The sequence below is a fragment of the Burkholderia sp. COPS genome (assembly GCF_019425585.1).
GTDB lineage: Bacteria > Pseudomonadota > Gammaproteobacteria > Burkholderiales > Burkholderiaceae > Burkholderia > Burkholderia cepacia.
On the sequence record NZ_WIXR01000009.1, the window covers coordinates 325,131 to 340,407 of the forward strand.

The 15,277-nt window shown below is 66.8% G+C and carries 15 protein-coding genes; 10 read left to right on the top strand and 5 right to left on the bottom strand.

The features are described from left to right. Window positions 1–22: 22 nt before the first annotated feature. Window positions 23–685, bottom strand: coding sequence for a ParA family partition ATPase (gene parA, locus FOZ70_RS07415; RefSeq protein ID WP_219705347.1), 663 nt, complete (start codon window positions 683–685; stop codon window positions 23–25). A 1,054-nt stretch (window positions 686–1,739) separates the two neighbouring features. On the opposite strand from parA, the gene arsC reads away from it, so the two are divergent. Beyond that, entirely contained in the window at window positions 1,740–2,096 is a 357-nt protein-coding gene (arsC, locus tag FOZ70_RS07420; RefSeq protein WP_059487735.1) for an arsenate reductase (glutaredoxin), read from the top strand. A 126-nt stretch (window positions 2,097–2,222) separates the two neighbouring features. Here arsC and FOZ70_RS07425 read toward each other — a convergent pair whose 3' ends face one another. Both FOZ70_RS07425 and FOZ70_RS07430 read right to left on the bottom strand, forming a co-directional pair. After that, a complete protein-coding gene (locus FOZ70_RS07425; protein ID WP_059553207.1) occupies window positions 2,223–2,438 on the bottom strand; it encodes a zf-HC2 domain-containing protein in 216 nt (71 codons plus the stop codon). Next, window positions 2,416–3,015: an RNA polymerase factor sigma-70 gene (locus tag FOZ70_RS07430; protein ID WP_042976293.1), complete on the bottom strand. Its 600-nt coding sequence runs from the start codon at window positions 3,013–3,015 to the stop codon at window positions 2,416–2,418. Before FOZ70_RS07430 ends, FOZ70_RS07425 begins: the two co-directional genes overlap by 23 nt. A 365-nt stretch (window positions 3,016–3,380) precedes the next feature. Between FOZ70_RS07430 and FOZ70_RS07435 the strand changes: the two genes are divergently transcribed. Then, complete coding sequence (locus tag FOZ70_RS07435) at window positions 3,381–3,935, top strand: NAD(P)H-dependent oxidoreductase (protein ID WP_011353625.1); 555 nt, start codon at window positions 3,381–3,383, stop codon at window positions 3,933–3,935. A 45-nt stretch (window positions 3,936–3,980) separates the two neighbouring features. On the opposite strand, the gene FOZ70_RS07440 is transcribed toward FOZ70_RS07435, so the two are convergent. Then, on the bottom strand, window positions 3,981–6,245 hold the full coding sequence (locus tag FOZ70_RS07440; protein WP_042976295.1) for a hybrid sensor histidine kinase/response regulator: 2,265 nt from the start codon (window positions 6,243–6,245) through the stop codon (window positions 3,981–3,983). Between the two features lie 481 nt (window positions 6,246–6,726). Here FOZ70_RS07440 and FOZ70_RS07445 point away from each other — a divergent pair, with 481 nt between their 5' ends. From FOZ70_RS07445 to FOZ70_RS07455, 3 genes are read left to right on the top strand one after another with little or no spacing between them, the layout of a single operon-like run. Further along, window positions 6,727–7,095, top strand: coding sequence for a response regulator (locus tag FOZ70_RS07445; protein ID WP_021161390.1), 369 nt, complete (start codon window positions 6,727–6,729; stop codon window positions 7,093–7,095). Next, complete coding sequence (locus tag FOZ70_RS07450; protein ID WP_021161391.1) at window positions 7,088–7,714, top strand: chemotaxis protein CheC; 627 nt, start codon at window positions 7,088–7,090, stop codon at window positions 7,712–7,714. Before FOZ70_RS07445 ends, FOZ70_RS07450 begins: the two co-directional genes overlap by 8 nt. Then, the gene (locus tag FOZ70_RS07455) at window positions 7,711–8,649 is read left to right on the top strand and encodes a diguanylate cyclase (protein WP_021161392.1); all 939 of its coding nucleotides are present in this window, start codon (window positions 7,711–7,713) and stop codon (window positions 8,647–8,649) included. The genes FOZ70_RS07450 and FOZ70_RS07455 overlap by 4 nt, the downstream gene beginning before the upstream one ends. A gap of 56 nt (window positions 8,650–8,705) precedes the next feature. Here FOZ70_RS07455 and FOZ70_RS07460 read toward each other — a convergent pair whose 3' ends face one another. Further along, window positions 8,706–9,590, bottom strand: a complete 885-nt coding sequence (locus tag FOZ70_RS07460) for an alpha/beta fold hydrolase (RefSeq protein ID WP_059857192.1) — start codon at window positions 9,588–9,590, stop codon at window positions 8,706–8,708. Between the two features lie 175 nt (window positions 9,591–9,765). Here FOZ70_RS07460 and FOZ70_RS07465 point away from each other — a divergent pair, with 175 nt between their 5' ends. The 5 genes from FOZ70_RS07465 to FOZ70_RS07485 all read left to right on the top strand — a co-directional run bounded on the left by FOZ70_RS07465 (window position 9,766) and on the right by FOZ70_RS07485 (window position 15,170). Beyond that, the gene (locus tag FOZ70_RS07465) at window positions 9,766–10,098 is read left to right on the top strand and encodes a hypothetical protein (RefSeq protein WP_027790205.1); all 333 of its coding nucleotides are present in this window, start codon (window positions 9,766–9,768) and stop codon (window positions 10,096–10,098) included. A gap of 259 nt (window positions 10,099–10,357) precedes the next feature. Continuing rightward, window positions 10,358–11,206: a presqualene diphosphate synthase HpnD gene (gene hpnD / locus FOZ70_RS07470; protein ID WP_059553200.1), complete on the top strand. Its 849-nt coding sequence runs from the start codon at window positions 10,358–10,360 to the stop codon at window positions 11,204–11,206. A gap of 13 nt (window positions 11,207–11,219) precedes the next feature. Next, complete coding sequence (hpnE, locus tag FOZ70_RS07475; protein WP_042976298.1) at window positions 11,220–12,473, top strand: hydroxysqualene dehydroxylase HpnE; 1,254 nt, start codon at window positions 11,220–11,222, stop codon at window positions 12,471–12,473. Window positions 12,474–12,488: 15 nt separating this feature from the next. Continuing rightward, window positions 12,489–14,462 (top strand): squalene--hopene cyclase, encoded by a 1,974-nt coding sequence (gene shc, locus FOZ70_RS07480; RefSeq protein WP_021161397.1) that lies wholly within the window; start codon window positions 12,489–12,491, stop codon window positions 14,460–14,462. 24 nt (window positions 14,463–14,486) lie between these two features. Continuing rightward, entirely contained in the window at window positions 14,487–15,170 is a 684-nt protein-coding gene (locus FOZ70_RS07485; protein WP_021161398.1) for a phosphorylase, read from the top strand. Window positions 15,171–15,277: the final 107 nt, after the last annotated feature.

Below are 15,277 nucleotides of genomic sequence, written 5' to 3' on the forward strand. Positions count from 1 at the left end.
TGACTCCTTTGTGCGCATAAAGTCAGGGCAGCATCGCGACGATTTCGTCGGCGCATGCGCGGATTTCCATGGCGGCCAGCTTGCCGCCACGATCGTTCATCTGCAGCACGGTCTGACCGAGCGCCATCGCCTGCTTGTACGCCTCCCGGGTCGGTATCTGCGTTTTCAGCAGCGGGAAGCCGAGTTCCTCGAGCGCGCGCTTGAGCTCGCGGGTCAGCATGCGCTTCTCTTCGGTCTTGTTCAGCAGGAAGACTGCGCGGAGGTCTTCGTTCATGACCTGCGCCTGCTGGATCAGTTTGACCAGCCCGACGCTCGACCAGTAATCAGCCGGCGACGATGACGTCGGAATCACGGCAATCGATGCGGCCAGCAGGACGACGCCCGACACCTTCTCGGTGATCGACGGCGGGCAGTCCACGACGATGATGTCGTAGTCGTTGATGAACTTCTTGATCTCGCGATGGATCTGGCCATCGGCTTCGGCAAGGTTGACGACCGGAAACGGGATGCCGTTTTCGCTGTCGCCGGATGCGCTCGACCAGTGAACCAGCGTGTTTTGACGGTCTGCGTCGATGACGAGGACGCGCTTCCCTGTTTCATGGAACGCGGCACCGAGGTGCATGGCAATCGTGCTTTTGCCGACGCCACCTTTTTGTTGAGTGACTGCAATGATTTCCGCGGCCAATTTTCACTCCTATTTTGGTCGTTGGAATTCTACAGGACGATATTTGAATTTCAATGAAATTGTCGTTCGACAACTACGCATTGGCCATTCGGGCTATCGGTTTATGCGCATAAACGAACCGGAGATGGCGAGTGACTCGATTGGAGGGTGTGGCGGGTGTCTGCAACGTCGATGAACGGGGCGGGGTTTGAGTCATCGAGTGTGGCGTCGTCGGTGTGAATAGCGAGTTGCCGCGGGATCGTGGCGCGTTGTCCTTTCCGTTCGATGAGGCGGTTCGGGCTGAGAGCTGGAGAGTTTGTGCGCATAAACTCCGCTGAAACCGAGGCTGTCGATCGCGCGACCGAGGGAGCGACTCTTCTGAGAGTGGAGTGTGAGCGGTATGTCCTGGCCCGGAACACCGCGTTGAGGCGTGCAATTGAATCCGAGAGCGTCGGCATAACCCGCCCCCCTTGGGTGCCTCGTTTATGCGCATAAACTGCGGCCGATGGCGATGGCGATGGCGATGGCGATGGCGATGGCGATGGCGATGGCAAGCGGCAAGCGGCAAGCGGCAAGCGGCAAGCGGCAAGCGGCGAAGGATCACGTCCCGAAGGCTCCGGAATCCAGTGCGCGGTGATTGACCAGCGGGCATGTCGACGTAGCACCCCCATCCACGTGAGGACGTTTCCACAGCTACCGCGCCGCGAATCGAGAGGTACCTCACCCGGCAATCACGCGCTTTATGCGCATAAACCAACCGGCGTGCGACGCAACCGCCCCCCTCCTTTCCGGTCAGAAACGCCCATCGTATTGATCCGGCGTACGGCACCTCGATCCGTCATCCCGTGACAGACAGAAAGCAGCTCACCTTTATGCGCATAAACACATCAACGCAACGCCGTGAAGCGCATCCCGAACAGCACTCCCCTCTCATGGCCTGTCGCACTGCCTCATCCACCTGCCTCTGCGAAGCGGCGAATCCACTCGAGATCCCGCGATCCCGCGCCAACCTCCCCACCCGGACCCCTGATACAGACTGGCTACAATACGGGGTTCTACCCTCCAGGCTTGAACGATGATCACGATCTACCACAACCCCCGATGCTCGAAGTCGCGCGAGACGCTTGCTTTGATCGAGTCGCTGAATACAACCGGTGCGCCCCTGAATGTCGTCGAGTACCTGAAGACGCCACCGACGGTAGAGGAGCTGGAAGCACTGCATCGGCAGCTTGGCCGCCCGGTTCGAGACATGCTGCGCGACGGTGAGGAACCGTACAAGACGCTGAATCTGGCCCGCGCCGATCTGACCGACGCACAAGCCTACGCGGCGATTGCCGCTCATCCGATTTTGCTGCAGCGGCCCATTGTCGTTTATCGGGGCAAGGCCGCCATCGGCCGGCCGCCCGAATCGGTGCGGGCGCTGTTCGAATAATTCTTGCCCGCCGTATTTTTCTGATTGCGTCGGCCCGGCGCAAACAAACATCGGCATTCGAAGCCGACACGATCGCCGAACACCATGCGACCACCACCCGGGCGATCGCAGCCAGGCGAGCCGCCCCTAGCCTTCCCCGGACGACCCATCAGCGTCGTCCGGCCCCCGCCCCGCCGCCGCTTTCGCGGCCGTCCGCAGCAGCGCGATCTGACCGCGATAGGCCCTGCAGCCACTGCAGGTCGGCAGGTGTACTCGCACCTGCAGGCGCTCATGCAGGGTCAGATGCCGGTCGAGCGCATCCGACAGCAGTCGCGTCACGTCAGTACATTTCCCCGGCAGCATCTTCGGTCGTCAGTCCTTTTTCACTGAGGCAGGTTCGCAGGCGCGTGCGCGCCCGATACAGCAGCACGCTGCAATGATTCGTCGTCAGCGTCAATTCGCTGCAGATGTCCGTGATCTCGACATCGAGGAATTCGCGCATCATGAACACGCGCCCGATCTGCTCCGGCAGGTGGTCGAGGCAGGTCTGGAACAGCGTCCAGAACTGCTGTTGCTGCAACAGCGTTTCCGGGCGCGGCCACGGTCGCGGCTTCGCATGCGCGGCCCAGTGCCCGTTTTCCTTGAACAGCTCGCGATCGAGCACCGATTCGCCGTCGAGCTCGGCATCGAGCGCCGACAAGCTCACCGTCCGCTGCCGCGCGCGCAGCACGTCGATCAGCTTGTTGCGCAGGATGCCGAACACCCAGGTCTTGTGGGCCGACAGCCCGGCGAAATCGCCCGCGTGCGACCACGCGGCGGCGAGCGCTTCCTGCACGGCGTCTTCGGCCGCGTCGGCATCGCGGAGCTGGAGTCGCGCGAAGCGCAGCAGGTCGCGCCGCAGTTGCGCGAGATAGGCGGGATCGTCGTATTCGGACGGCATGTCTGGGTTGCGGTGTCTCGAGGCAATCGCGTGCGCCACCGAGCGGGCGCGTCGCGGTGCGAGCAGCTTACTGGGCGCGGTGCCCGCCTGCAATGCATGTTCCGTCGCGAATTCACGAAACCGGTCGACGCGCTGCGCTATGCTTGCCGAACCCTGTGTCGTGTGTCGACTTCGACACGCGGCGGGCAATGTGTAACGTCCGATCATAACGGCCAAGTTATCCACAATTTCTGTGGAAAACCTTGTGGAAAGTCGGCCGGGCGGCCCCGTGGGGCGGTTCGCGGGCTGGCTTGCCTATAAACAGACCTTTGTCGCTCGTTCGGAAGCAATCGATCCGATTCCTCACTCACCGGAAGGAGAATGTCATGTCCTATCGCATCGCCGTGGTCGTCGGCAGCCTGCGTCGCGCTTCGTGGAACCGCGCGCTCGCGCACGCCGTGATCTCGCTCGCCCCCGCCGATTTCTCGTTCGAGTTCGTCGAGATCGGCGAACTGCCGCTGTACAGCCAGGACTACGACGCGGATTTCCCGGAAGTCGCGAAGCGCTTCAAGCAGTCGATCGAAGCCGCCGATGCGCTGCTGTTCTTCACGCCCGAGTACAACCGCTCGATTCCGGGCGTGCTGAAGAATGCGCTCGACTGGGGCTCGCGCCCGTGGGGTTCCAATTCGTGGTCGGGCAAGCCGGGTGCGGTGCTCGGCACGTCGCCGGGTGCGACGGGTACCGCGCTCGCGCAGCAGCACCTGCGCAACGTGCTCGCGTACCTCGACGTGAAGACGCTCGGGCAGCCCGAGATGTTCATCAAGCACGATCCGGCACGCATCGACGATCAGGGCCAGATCGTCAGCGAAGACACCCGCAAGTTCCTGCAGGGTTTCGTCGATCGCTACACGGGCTGGGTGCGCTTGCTGAAGTCGGCCTGAGCGTCGCCCCGTTCATGCCGCCGGCGCCGGCCCGCGCGTAGCGGGTCATGTGCCGGTGTGCCGCGCGTGCCGTGCGTCGCGCGCTTCGCGGATGCCCAGCAGGATCTCGTCGAGCAGCGCGATGTCGAACGGCTTCGACAGCACGCGGACGTTGACGGTGCGCGTGCGGTCGAGTTCCTCCGCGTAACCCGTGACGAGAATCACGGGCAGCTTCTCCGGCCGCTTCTCGACCGCTTCGGCGAGGTCGATGCCATTCAGGCGGCCCGGCATGTGGATATCCGAGATCACGAGGTCGAACGCGTCGTTCGCAGCGGCGCCTTCGATCAGGTGCAACGCGTCGTCGGCGGTGGGCGCGTAGGTCACGCGGTGCCCGAGCAGCGACAGCAGCGCTTCGGTGCCGGCCGCGACTTCGCTGTTGTCCTCGACGAGCAGCACGTGCAGGCCGGCGAGCGCGCCCGTGCCCGTGCCCGCGTCGTGCGCGACCGCCGGCGGCCGTGCGACGACATCCTCGGCGCGCGCGCGCGGCAGGTAAAGGCGCACCGACGTGCCGGCGCCGACCGCGCTGTCGATCGTCGCGAGGCCACCCGAGCGTTCGCAGAACGCGAATACCTGCGGCAGGCCGAGCCCCGTCCCCATCCCCTGAGCCTTCGTCGTGAACAGCGGCTCGAACGCGCGGGCGAGCACGTCGGGCGCCATGCCCGAACCCGTATCGTCGAGCGAGATCTGCACGAAATCGCCGGTCAGCGGAAAGCCGTCCTCGCGACGCAGCGTCACGTTGCGCGCGCCGACCGTGAAGCGGCCGCCGGCCGCCATCGCGTCGCGCGCGTTGACCGCGAGGTTGATCACCGCGAGTTCGAGTTCCGCGACGTCGACGCGGATCGGCCACACACCAGGCTCGATCGCGACGACCAGCGACGATTTCGAACCGAGCGACGTCTTCAGCAGTTCGCGGCATGTGCCGACCCATTGCCCGACGTCGATCGTCTCGTTGTGCAGCGGCTGCTTGCGTGCGACACCGAGGAGCTGGCGCGTGAGCGACTGCCCGTTCTTCAGCGCGCGTTCGATCGCGCCGAGTTCCTTGTCGAGATGCTGGACCCCGCGCCGCCGCACGATCTGCACGTTGCTCGAGATGATCATCAGCAGGTTGTTGAAATCGTGCGCGACGCTGCCGACGAGATTACCGAGCGCCTGCATCTTGCGCGACTGCCGGTACGCCGATTCGATCGAACGTCGCATCGACGCTTCGGCCTGCCAGCGATCCCACGCCTCCTCTTCCGCCTTCAGCCGCTTGAGCGACAGCCAGATCACCGACCACAGCGCGACCGACGGCGCGAACATCGAGAGGAACAGCACGCTCAGGTGTTCGTACCATTCACGCCAGATCGCCGACGTGCGATACGAGCACGTCACGTAGACGGGATAACTGCCGACCTGGCGATACGCGACGATCTCGCTGCTCCCACCGTCGTGGCGCACCCGCACGACGCCGGCGCGCGGATCGTTGCGCGCGTCGCCGAACGTGGCGGCGCGATCGGTATGCGCGAATGCAGGCGGCGGCGGATACGACGCGATCACCGCGCCGTCCGAGCGCGCGAGCGCCATCGTCATCGGCGTGCTCGCACCGCCGAGCAGGTCGCGGTAGAACGCGTTGAAATACGACGACTTCAGCGCGATCGACACCATCCCGGCGAACGAACCGTCGCTATGGCGACGCGCGACGCCCGTGTTGAACACGGGAATGTTCTCGAGCTTGAGCGGCCCCATCATCAGCCGCGAGATGTGTTCGATCACCTTGCCGTCGCGAATGCCGGCGAAATCGTCGCGGTTCGCGATCGACGCATAGGGCGCCGGATAGTAGAGGCTGTTCGCGAGCAGCATCCCGCTCGCGCCGAAGATCGACACGGCCGCCACCTGCGGATAGCCGCCGCCGATCGTGTTCAGCGCTTCGTGGATGTCGGACTCCCTGTTGCGCACGGTCGCGTCGTCCATGTCCTGCACGAGATCGACGATGCGCGCATCGAGCGTCTCGCTCAGGTCGAACACCTTGAGCGCGTGCTCCTCGGCAACCCGCACGGTGCGCATCGTCACGTCGCTCGCGGCGGCCTCGCGCGTCTTCAGGTCGTTGTACGCCATCACCACGACGTAGATGCAGGGCAGCACGATCGCCGCAACGAGCAGCACGATCAGCGTCACGCGCCGCACCGCGAAATCGTGCTCGGGCGCACCGGACGCATAGTTGCCGTCGTCCTGCCAGTCGTCGGCGGGCGGGGAGGCGGGAGCGTGGGAATCGGCGGGCCGGTCGGACGTCATCGAGGAAGCGGGTGAGGCGAAGGTGCCTGCCATCATAAACGAGTTGCGACGGCCCGCCGTACAGCCCCGGATGCACCCGGACGCCAGTAATCCTGTCGATTCCGACAGGCGGAAATTGTCAGATTGAAAACGCGACGAATCCGGCAGCGCAAACGTACACAAGGAAAAATTTTGCGTGCTTATCTCGAAAATGGTCGCGGCTGTTTTCGGAATGGCGCATGTTCGGACCAATTCTGTCCGAAATGGTGAATATGGCGAGTTGCATCGCCTCCGGTTTACTCCGAGAATCGCGCCTTGCTTTCCCTATGACAGATATCTGCGCCTGCCGGCATTCGCCGCGCGGCGCGTCGCGCGCGCCCGCGTTGCGGCGCCCGCGCGCGGTTGCAAGGCGGCTGCCCGCGCCCGAACGCATTGGCGCCTCAAGAAGTGCGCCGCGCGGTCGTTAACGCGAGAGAGACCATTCCGTATACCGCTTCGCCCCATGCCTTTGCCGATTGTAATTGCCGACGATTCGCTGCTCGCTCGCAAACTTCTGACAAAGGCGCTGCCGGGAGGCTGGGACGTCGATGTCGCGTATGCCGCGAATGGTCGAGAGGCCTTGGCGCTGTATCGTGACGGCAAAGCTTCCGTAATGTTTCTGGACCTGACGATGCCCGACATGAGCGGATATCAGGTGCTGGAGACACTGCGCCACGAAGATCTGAACACGTTCGTGATCGTGGTATCCGCCGATATCCAGCCGCAGGCGCAAGCACGCGTGCGCGAATTGGGCGCGATCGCATTCGTTGCCAAGCCCGTGACGTCGGAGGCATTGCTGCCCATTCTCAAGGAGTATGGGTTGTATGCCTGACTCGGTGTTCACGGCGGAGCAACGCGACGCGTTGCAGGAGATCGCCAACCTCGCAATGGGCCGTGCCGCCGCACGGCTCGCGTTGTTGCTCGGGCGCTTCATCGAACTGTCGGTGCCGCGCGTGCGGGTCGTGAAAGCGACCGACGCGGGCGATGCGCTGCGCGAGATGACGGGCATCTACGACAACGTGACCGCCGTGCGCCAGGGCTTCCGTTCCGACATCAAGGGCGAGGCCATTGTGCTGTGCCGTACCGCGAGCATCGCGCGGCTCATGTCGGTCGTCGACCGCACGTTCGGCGAAGGCGTGTACGGCGGGATGGCGACACCCGACGAAGTCGTGTTCGACGTCGCGAACGTGCTGATGGGCGCCTGCGTCGCATCGATCCTCGACGAGCTCGGGCGCAAGCCCGTGTTCTTTCCGCCGGGGCTGCTCGGCGCGAACGTGTCGTTCGACGACGTCTTCCAGCCGACCGAGCTGGCATGGAGCGTGGCATTGCTGCTCGAGGTGAACTTCGGGCTCGAGGACCACGCATTCCGGGCTCACTTCGTGATGCTGATGGCCGAGGATTCGATCCGGCTGATGGGCGACGCGCTCGACGCGTTGCTGTCCGCGCTATGACGGCCGCTGCCCCGTCGCTGAGCGATCTCGTGATCGAGCGGGTGGGCTTCGGCCTGTTCGTGCTCGACCGCGCGATGACCGTGCTGATGTGGAATCGCTTCATGCAGGACCACAGCGGCATCCCGGCCGCCGACGTGATCGGCCGCAACCTGTTCGACTGTTTTCCCGACCTGCCGCGCGCATGGCTGTCGCGCAAGCTCGAGAGCGTGTTCCAGCTCGGCAGCTTCGCGTTCAGTTCGTGGGAGCAGCGGCCCTACCTGTTCCGCTTCGAGCACGACCGGCCGATCACGGGCGGCGTCGACTACATGCAGCAGGACTGCACGTTCATGCCGCTCACGCGCGGCCGCGACGTCGAAGCCGTGTGCGTGACGATCTCGGACGTCACGCACGTGAGCGTGATGCAGCGTGAGCGCGAGGAAGCGGTCGCGAAGCTGCGCGAACACGCGAATCGAGACGGCCTGACCGGCATCGCGAACCGGCGCTTCTTCGAGGCGCGGCTCGGCGACGAATTCGCGCGCTGGCAGCGCTACGGCGGCGACATGTCGGTGCTGCTGTTCGACCTCGACCACTTCAAGACGATCAACGACCGTTTCGGGCACGCGGCCGGCGACGCCGTGCTGCGCGAGACGGCGCGCCGCGTCGCGTCGATCGTGCGCGCGCAGGATACGTTCGGCCGCTTCGGCGGCGAGGAATTCGCGCTGCTGCTGCCGTGCACGAATCTCGACGAGGCGATGCTCGTGGCCGACAAGGTGCGCGATGCGATCGGCAGCGTGCCGGTCGATGCCGAGGGCGTCAGCGTGCCGGTGACGGCGAGTGTCGGCGGCGCGTGTGCAAAGGCGGGCGCGGCCACTTGCGACGTGCTCGTCAACGAGGCCGACGCCGCGCTCTATCGCGCGAAGCGCCTCGGGCGCGACCGCTCGGTGGCCTACGCGTAGGCGCACCCGCACCGCCCTGCTGCGCGCGCAGCGAATGCGCCCCGCGCGTGCCGTGCTCAGCTTTTCGCGATGTCGGCCAGCACGCCGGCCAGGACGGCCGGCTGCGACATGAACGGCGAATGGCTGCTGTCGAGCTGGTGCACGTGGGTCGGGTTGCCGGGCGCGAACGCGTCGGCTTCGTCGATGAAGCGCTGCTGCAGCGCGGGCAGGATCACGCGATCCTGCAGGCACTTGATGTAGTGGCGGTCGATCGCGCCCCAGCGCGCGGCCGTCGTCGGGATCGCGGTCGCGAACGGCGCGGCCGGCACGTCGCAGGTCATCAGGTTCGCGACGGCTTCGAAGTCGGCTTGCGGCACGTCGTCGTACAGCGCGCGCTTCGCGAGCTCGCGATACGCGGCGTCACCGCTGCGCGGATCGATGCGCAGCGCACCGGCGACGCGCGGGCTCGCCAGCATCAGCGGGCCGAGCATCTCACCCTTGTTCTCGGGCGCGCGCACGTAGTCGAGGCCCGGCACGCCCGACGCGGGCATGAAGGCCGCGAGATAGACGATCTTCGCGATTTTCTCGGGCGCGCGTTCGGCAGCCGCCGTGATCGCGAGGCCGCCCATGCTGTGCCCGACGAGCACGACCTTGCCGCGGCCGAGCGCGTACGCGTCGTCGACCGCCTGCATGACCTGCGTCGCGTAATCGTCGAGCGTCGTGTTCGCGACCGGCGACGGCTCGGCGCCGAACGCATCCTTGTCGAGCGGGCGGGTGAAGTAGGAAACCGGAAAGCGGGCGTTGATGCCGTGCGCGGGCAGGTCGCGCGCGATCGACAGGTGGCCGCGCTCGGCCAGCGCGGCCGCAACGTGCGCATAGCACCACGCGCCGTGCCAGGCGCCGTGCACGAGCACGAAAACGGGATGATCGGACTGCGGGGTGGCGCTTGCGTTCGTCTCCATGGTGTCCGGGTCTTCAGATTTTGAGAAAGGTGTCATCTTAGACGAACCCGTGCGCACCCAGACGGGCCGCTTTCGATCTGTCCCTCTTGTCTCGTACAGGCCACATTTCGTCCGTATCCGATATGAATTTATTCCGAAGCGCGCTAATTTGTTGCTTTGCCTGCGATTGCGCCCCATGAACGTCGACTATCTCTTCTATCGGAAGCCGAACAAACCCGGCCCCTATTCGCTCGACGATCTGGGCGACATCGCGCCGCCGATCGGTCCGGGCGACCTGATACGCGCGGGCATCGCACGCGTGTTCGCGCAGATCGACTGGCAGGAATCGCCCGACGTGCCGGGTGCGTGGTTCGGCACGGGCGGCGCCGTGTTCCAGTTCACCGCGGAGCCCGACGGCCACGTGACGAGCTTCATGGGCTCGCGCCTCGAACGCCGCTCGATGTTGCAGCTCACCCGCGAAATGGGGCTCATTGCGCTCGACCTGCAGCGCGACATCGTCTACGGCTGACGCAGCGCCGGCGCCGCTTCCTGCCCGGGCCGGGCGCCCTTGCCGGTCAACGGCCTCCGGCATGCCGCCGCATGCGGCGAGTGTCCGCCATCGAACTTCAAAGATTGCTATACTTTCGCCCAATTCCGGCTTCCGGCCGGTAATTTGTGCCTGTCTGCGTCGATCGTTCGCATATCTCGCACGCATTTGACGCCCTGACCATCCCAGCCGGGCATGGCTTCTTCAATCGCCCCGCGTGGGTGTCTCCGTGGAGCTTGTCTTGGCCGTTTCCAATTCCGTCGTGGACGAACAAGAAACCGACGCCGCTGCCGTCACATCGGGCAGTTCTTTCTATCTTGCGATGCGCATCCTGCCGGCCGTGCAGCGCGATGCGATGTTCCAGGTCTATGCGTTTTGCCGCGCGGTCGACGACATCGCCGACAGCGACCTGCCGCGCGCCGAGCGCAATGCGGGCCTCGATCGCTGGCGCGCCGACATCGACGCATGCTACGCCGGCCGCCCGCCGCGCCACCTGGCCGCGCTCGACCGCGAGATCCGTGCCTTCAACCTGCAGCGCGACGACTTCCACGCGATGATCGACGGGATGGCGATGGATGCGGTCGAAGACATCTGTGCGCCCGACGAGCCGACGCTTGACCTCTTCTGCGATCGCGTGGCGAGCGCGGCCGGCCGGCTGTCGGTGAGGATTTTCGGGATGCCTGAAGCCGAAGGGATCAAGCTGTCGCATCACCTCGGCCGCGCGCTGCAACTGACCAACATCCTGCGCGACATCGACGACGATGCGGCGATCAACCGCTGCTACCTGCCGCGCGAGCTGCTCGCGCGCGAAGGCATCGCGATTACCGGCCCGGCGACGATCGTGCGCGATCCGGCGCTGCCGCGCGTGTGCGCGACGCTCGTCGAGCGCGCGCTCGAGCATTTCCGCCAGGCCGACGCGGTGATGGATACGTGCCCGCGTGCGCAGGTGAAGGCGCCGCGCATCATGTCGGGTGCGTATCGCTGCATTCTCGAAGCCGCGATCGCACGCGGCTTCGCCTTCCCGCGCGCGCCGTTGCGCAAGCCGAAGGCGCGCATGCTGATGATCGCCGCGCGCTACGCGCTGTTCTGAGTCGACCGAGTCGATGCCCAGGACCGTCCACGTGATCGGCGCCGGCCTTGCCGGCCTGTCGGCCGCGGTCGAGCTGCAACGCCGCGGGCGGCGCATCGTGCTGCACGACGCGCACGCGCATGCGGGCGGCCGCTGCCGCTCATGGTTCGACGGGACGCTGAACACGACGCTCGATAGCGGGCTGCACACGGTGTTCGCGGGACAGCCCGCGACGCAGCGCTACCTGCGCGCGATCGGCGCGGCCGACCGGCTCGCGGGGCCCGCGCTGCCTGAATTCCCGGTCGTCGACGTCGCGTCGCAGCAGCGTTGGACGCTGCGCTTCGGCGACGGGCGCTGGCCGTCGTGGCTGTTCGATGCCGCATCGCGTGCGCCGGGCACGACGCCGCTCGACTACCTCGCGCTCGCCCCGCTCGCGTTCGCGCGCATGGGCCGCTCACTCGCACAGACGATGCGATGCGACGGCATGCTGTGGGAACGTTGGCTGCGGCCGTATTTCCTCGGTGTGCTGAACGTCGAGCCGCGCCACGCGAGCGCCGAACTCGCGCGTGCGGCGCTGTGCGGCACGTTTGCCGCGGGCGGCCCCGGCTGCCGTCCGCTCGTCGCGCGCCAGGGTCTCGGCAGCGCATTCGTCGAGCCGGCGCTGCGGATGCTGCAGCACGGCGGCGCGCAGATCCGGCTGAACTCGCGGCTCGACGCGTTCGAATTCGGCGCGCACGGCAATGCGGTCGATGCGGTCTCGGTCGGCGGCGAGCGGATCGACCTCGCACCGGGCGACGCCGTCGTGCTGGCCGTGCCGCCCGAGGTCGCGCAGCCGCTCGTGCCCGAGCTCACCGCGCCCGACACGTTCAGCGCGGTCGTGACCGCGTATTTCGCGATCGAGGCGCCGGCCGGCACGCCGCTGCAGACGGCGGTCGTGAACGGTGTCGTCGATGCGGTGCGCACCGGCGGCGGCCAGCTCGCGGCGACGATCCGCGACGCCGGCCGCTGGCTCGACACGCCGCGCGACACGCTTGCGCGGCGCATCTGGGAAGACGTCGCGCGCGTGACGGGCGCGAACCCGGAAACCATCCCCGCGTGGCAGCTCGTCGTCGAGCCGCGCGCGGGCTTTGCGGCGGTGCCGTCGCAGGAAATGAAGCGTCCGGCCGTGCGTACGCGCTGGACCAATCTCGTGCTGGCGGGCGACTGGATTGCCACCGGCTTGCCCGCCACGATCGAGGGCGCGATCCGCTCCGGCCAGCTGGCCGCGGACGTGCTCCAGACACAGTAAGCAACAGAGGGACCGATGAACGATCTCACCGAAATGGCTACCTTGTCCGCCGGCACCGTGCCGGCCGGCGTCGATGCGGCCGTCGCGCGTGCGACCGACGCGCTGCTGGCCGCGCAGAACGCGGATGGCCACTGGGTCTACGAACTCGAAGCCGATTCGACGATTCCCGCCGAATACGTGCTGCTCGTCCACTATCTCGGCGAGACGCCGAACGTCGAGCTCGAACAGAAGATCGGCAAGTATCTGCGCCGCATCCAGCAGGCCGACGGCGGCTGGCCGCTGTTCACCGACGGCGCGCCGAACATCAGCGCGAGCGTGAAGGCGTATTTCGCGCTGAAGGTGATCGGCGACGACGAGAACGCCGAGCACATGCAGCGTGCGCGCCGCGCGATCCACGCGATGGGCGGCGCCGAGATGTCGAACGTGTTCACGCGCATCCAGCTCGCGCTGTACGGCGCGATTCCGTGGCGCGCGGTGCCGATGATGCCGGTCGAGATCATGCTGCTGCCGCAGTGGTTCCCGTTCCACCTGTCGAAGGTGTCGTACTGGGCGCGCACCGTGATCGTGCCGCTGCTCGTGCTGAACGCGAAGCGCCCGCTCGCGAAGAACCCGCGCGGCGTGCGCATCGACGAGCTGTTCATCGATCCGCCCGTCAACGCCGGCCTGCTGCCGCGCCAGGGTCACCAGAGCCCCGGCTGGTTCGCGTTCTTCCGCGTGGTCGACCATGCGCTGCGCGCGGCTGACGGCCTGTTTCCGAACTACACGCGCGAACGCGCGATCCGCCAGGCCGTTTCGTTCGTCGACGAGCGCCTGAACGGCGAGGACGGCCTCGGCGCGATCTATCCGGCGATGGCCAACGCGGTGATGATGTACGACGTGCTCGGCTACGCGGAAGATCATCCGAACCGCGCGATCGCACGCAAGTCGATCGAGAAGCTGCTCGTCGTGCACGACGACGAAGCGTATTGCCAGCCGTGCCTGTCGCCGGTGTGGGACACGTCGCTCGCCGCACATGCGCTGCTCGAGACGGGCGACGCGCGGGCCGAGGAAGCCGTGCTGCGCGGCCTCGAATGGCTGCGCCCGCTGCAGATCCTCGACGTGCGCGGCGACTGGATCTCGCGCCGCCCGCACGTGCGGCCCGGCGGCTGGGCTTTCCAGTACGCGAACGCGCACTACCCGGACGTCGACGATACGGCGGTGGTCGCGGTGGCGATGGATCGCGCGCAGAAACTCCGGCAGAACGACGCGTATCGCGATTCGATCGCGCGCGCGCGCGAGTGGGTCGTCGGGATGCAGAGCAGCGACGGCGGCTGGGGCGCGTTCGAACCGGAAAACACGCAGTACTACCTGAACAACATCCCGTTCTCGGATCACGGCGCGCTGCTCGATCCGCCGACGGCCGACGTGTCGGGCCGCTGCCTGTCGATGCTGGCGCAGCTCGGCGAGACGCCGCTGAACAGCGAGCCGGCGCGCCGCGCGCTCGACTACATGCTCAAGGAGCAGGAACCGGACGGCAGCTGGTACGGCCGCTGGGGGATGAACTACGTGTACGGCACGTGGACGGCACTGTGCTCGCTGAACGCGGCCGGCCTGACGCCGGACGATCCGCGCATGAAGCGCGGCGCGCAGTGGCTGCTGTCAATCCAGAACAAGGACGGCGGCTGGGGCGAGGACGGCGACAGCTACAAGCTGAACTATCGCGGCTTCGAACAGGCGCCGAGCACGGCGTCGCAGACGGCCTGGGCGCTGCTCGGCCTGATGGCGGCCGGCGAGGTGAACAACCCGGCGGTGGCGCGCGGTGTCGACTACCTGATCGCCAACCAGAACGAAGAAGGCCTGTGGGACGAGGCGCGCTTCACGGCGACGGGCTTCCCGCGCGTGTTCTACCTGCGCTACCACGGCTATCGCAAGTTCTTCCCGCTGTGGGCGCTCGCGCGCTATCGCAACCTGAAGCGCGACAACACGACGCGCGTCACGTTCGGGCTGTAACGCGTGGCGACGCAATCCACCGGCATGCTGCCCGTCATCGCCGTGACGGGGATGGCGTTCGAGGCGCGCATCGCGCGCGGCGACGGCGTCGAAGCGGTCTTCGCCGCGCGCGCCGACCGGCTCGAACGCGCACTGACGGAGGCGACCGCGCGCGGTTGCGCGGGCATCGTGAGCTTCGGCACCGCGGGCGGGCTCGCGCCCGACCTCGCGCCCGGCGCGCTCGTGATCGCGAACGCGATCGACGGGCCGTTCGGCCGCGTCGAGACCGATACGCGCTGGAGCACGCGGCTCGTCGCCGCGCTGCACGACACGCCGGTGTGGGCGCGCGTCACGCGCGGCACGATCGCGGCCGTGGGCGCACCGGTCGTCGGCGAACAGGAAAAGACGGCGCTGCATCGCGCGAAGGGCGCGCTCGCCGTCGACATGGAGTCGCATATCGCGGCGGCCTTCGCGGCGGCGCGCGGTGTGCCGTTCGCGGTGTGCCGCGCGATCGTCGATCCGGCGTGGCGCACGTTGCCCAGCGCGGCGACGGCCGGCCTGCGCGACGACGGCAGCACGGCGATCCTGCCGATCCTGCGTGAACTGCTGAAGCAGCCATCGCAGCTCGGCCCGCTGCTGCAGGTGGCCGGCGACGCGCGCGCGGCGCGCACGACGCTGATCCAGGCGCGGCACGCATTCGAGCGTGCGGGCGCGATGCGGATCGTCTGAGCGGCGTTCGCCGCTTTTCGCTTTCCCTCCTCTTCCCGTTTCTCGCCGACGAATCGCGGACAAATCGCGGACAAAAAAAGAGCGCTGCAGACTTGAACTGCAGCGCT

Coding starts and splice junctions, on each gene's coding strand:
- arsC (WP_059487735.1), top strand. CDS start 1,740: ATGATCACGATCTACCACAACCCCCGATGCTCGAAGTCGCGCGAGACG.
- FOZ70_RS07425 (WP_059553207.1), bottom strand. CDS start 2,438: ATGCTGCCGGGGAAATGTACTGACGTGACGCGACTGCTGTCGGATGCG.
- FOZ70_RS07430 (WP_042976293.1), bottom strand. CDS start 3,015: ATGCCGTCCGAATACGACGATCCCGCCTATCTCGCGCAACTGCGGCGC.
- FOZ70_RS07435 (WP_011353625.1), top strand. CDS start 3,381: ATGTCCTATCGCATCGCCGTGGTCGTCGGCAGCCTGCGTCGCGCTTCG.
- FOZ70_RS07440 (WP_042976295.1), bottom strand. CDS start 6,245: ATGACGTCCGACCGGCCCGCCGATTCCCACGCTCCCGCCTCCCCGCCC.
- FOZ70_RS07445 (WP_021161390.1), top strand. CDS start 6,727: ATGCCTTTGCCGATTGTAATTGCCGACGATTCGCTGCTCGCTCGCAAA.
- FOZ70_RS07450 (WP_021161391.1), top strand. CDS start 7,088: ATGCCTGACTCGGTGTTCACGGCGGAGCAACGCGACGCGTTGCAGGAG.
- FOZ70_RS07455 (WP_021161392.1), top strand. CDS start 7,711: ATGACGGCCGCTGCCCCGTCGCTGAGCGATCTCGTGATCGAGCGGGTG.
- FOZ70_RS07460 (WP_059857192.1), bottom strand. CDS start 9,590: ATGGAGACGAACGCAAGCGCCACCCCGCAGTCCGATCATCCCGTTTTC.
- FOZ70_RS07465 (WP_027790205.1), top strand. CDS start 9,766: ATGAACGTCGACTATCTCTTCTATCGGAAGCCGAACAAACCCGGCCCC.
- hpnE (WP_042976298.1), top strand. CDS start 11,220: ATGCCCAGGACCGTCCACGTGATCGGCGCCGGCCTTGCCGGCCTGTCG.
- shc (WP_021161397.1), top strand. CDS start 12,489: ATGAACGATCTCACCGAAATGGCTACCTTGTCCGCCGGCACCGTGCCG.
- FOZ70_RS07485 (WP_021161398.1), top strand. CDS start 14,487: ATGCTGCCCGTCATCGCCGTGACGGGGATGGCGTTCGAGGCGCGCATC.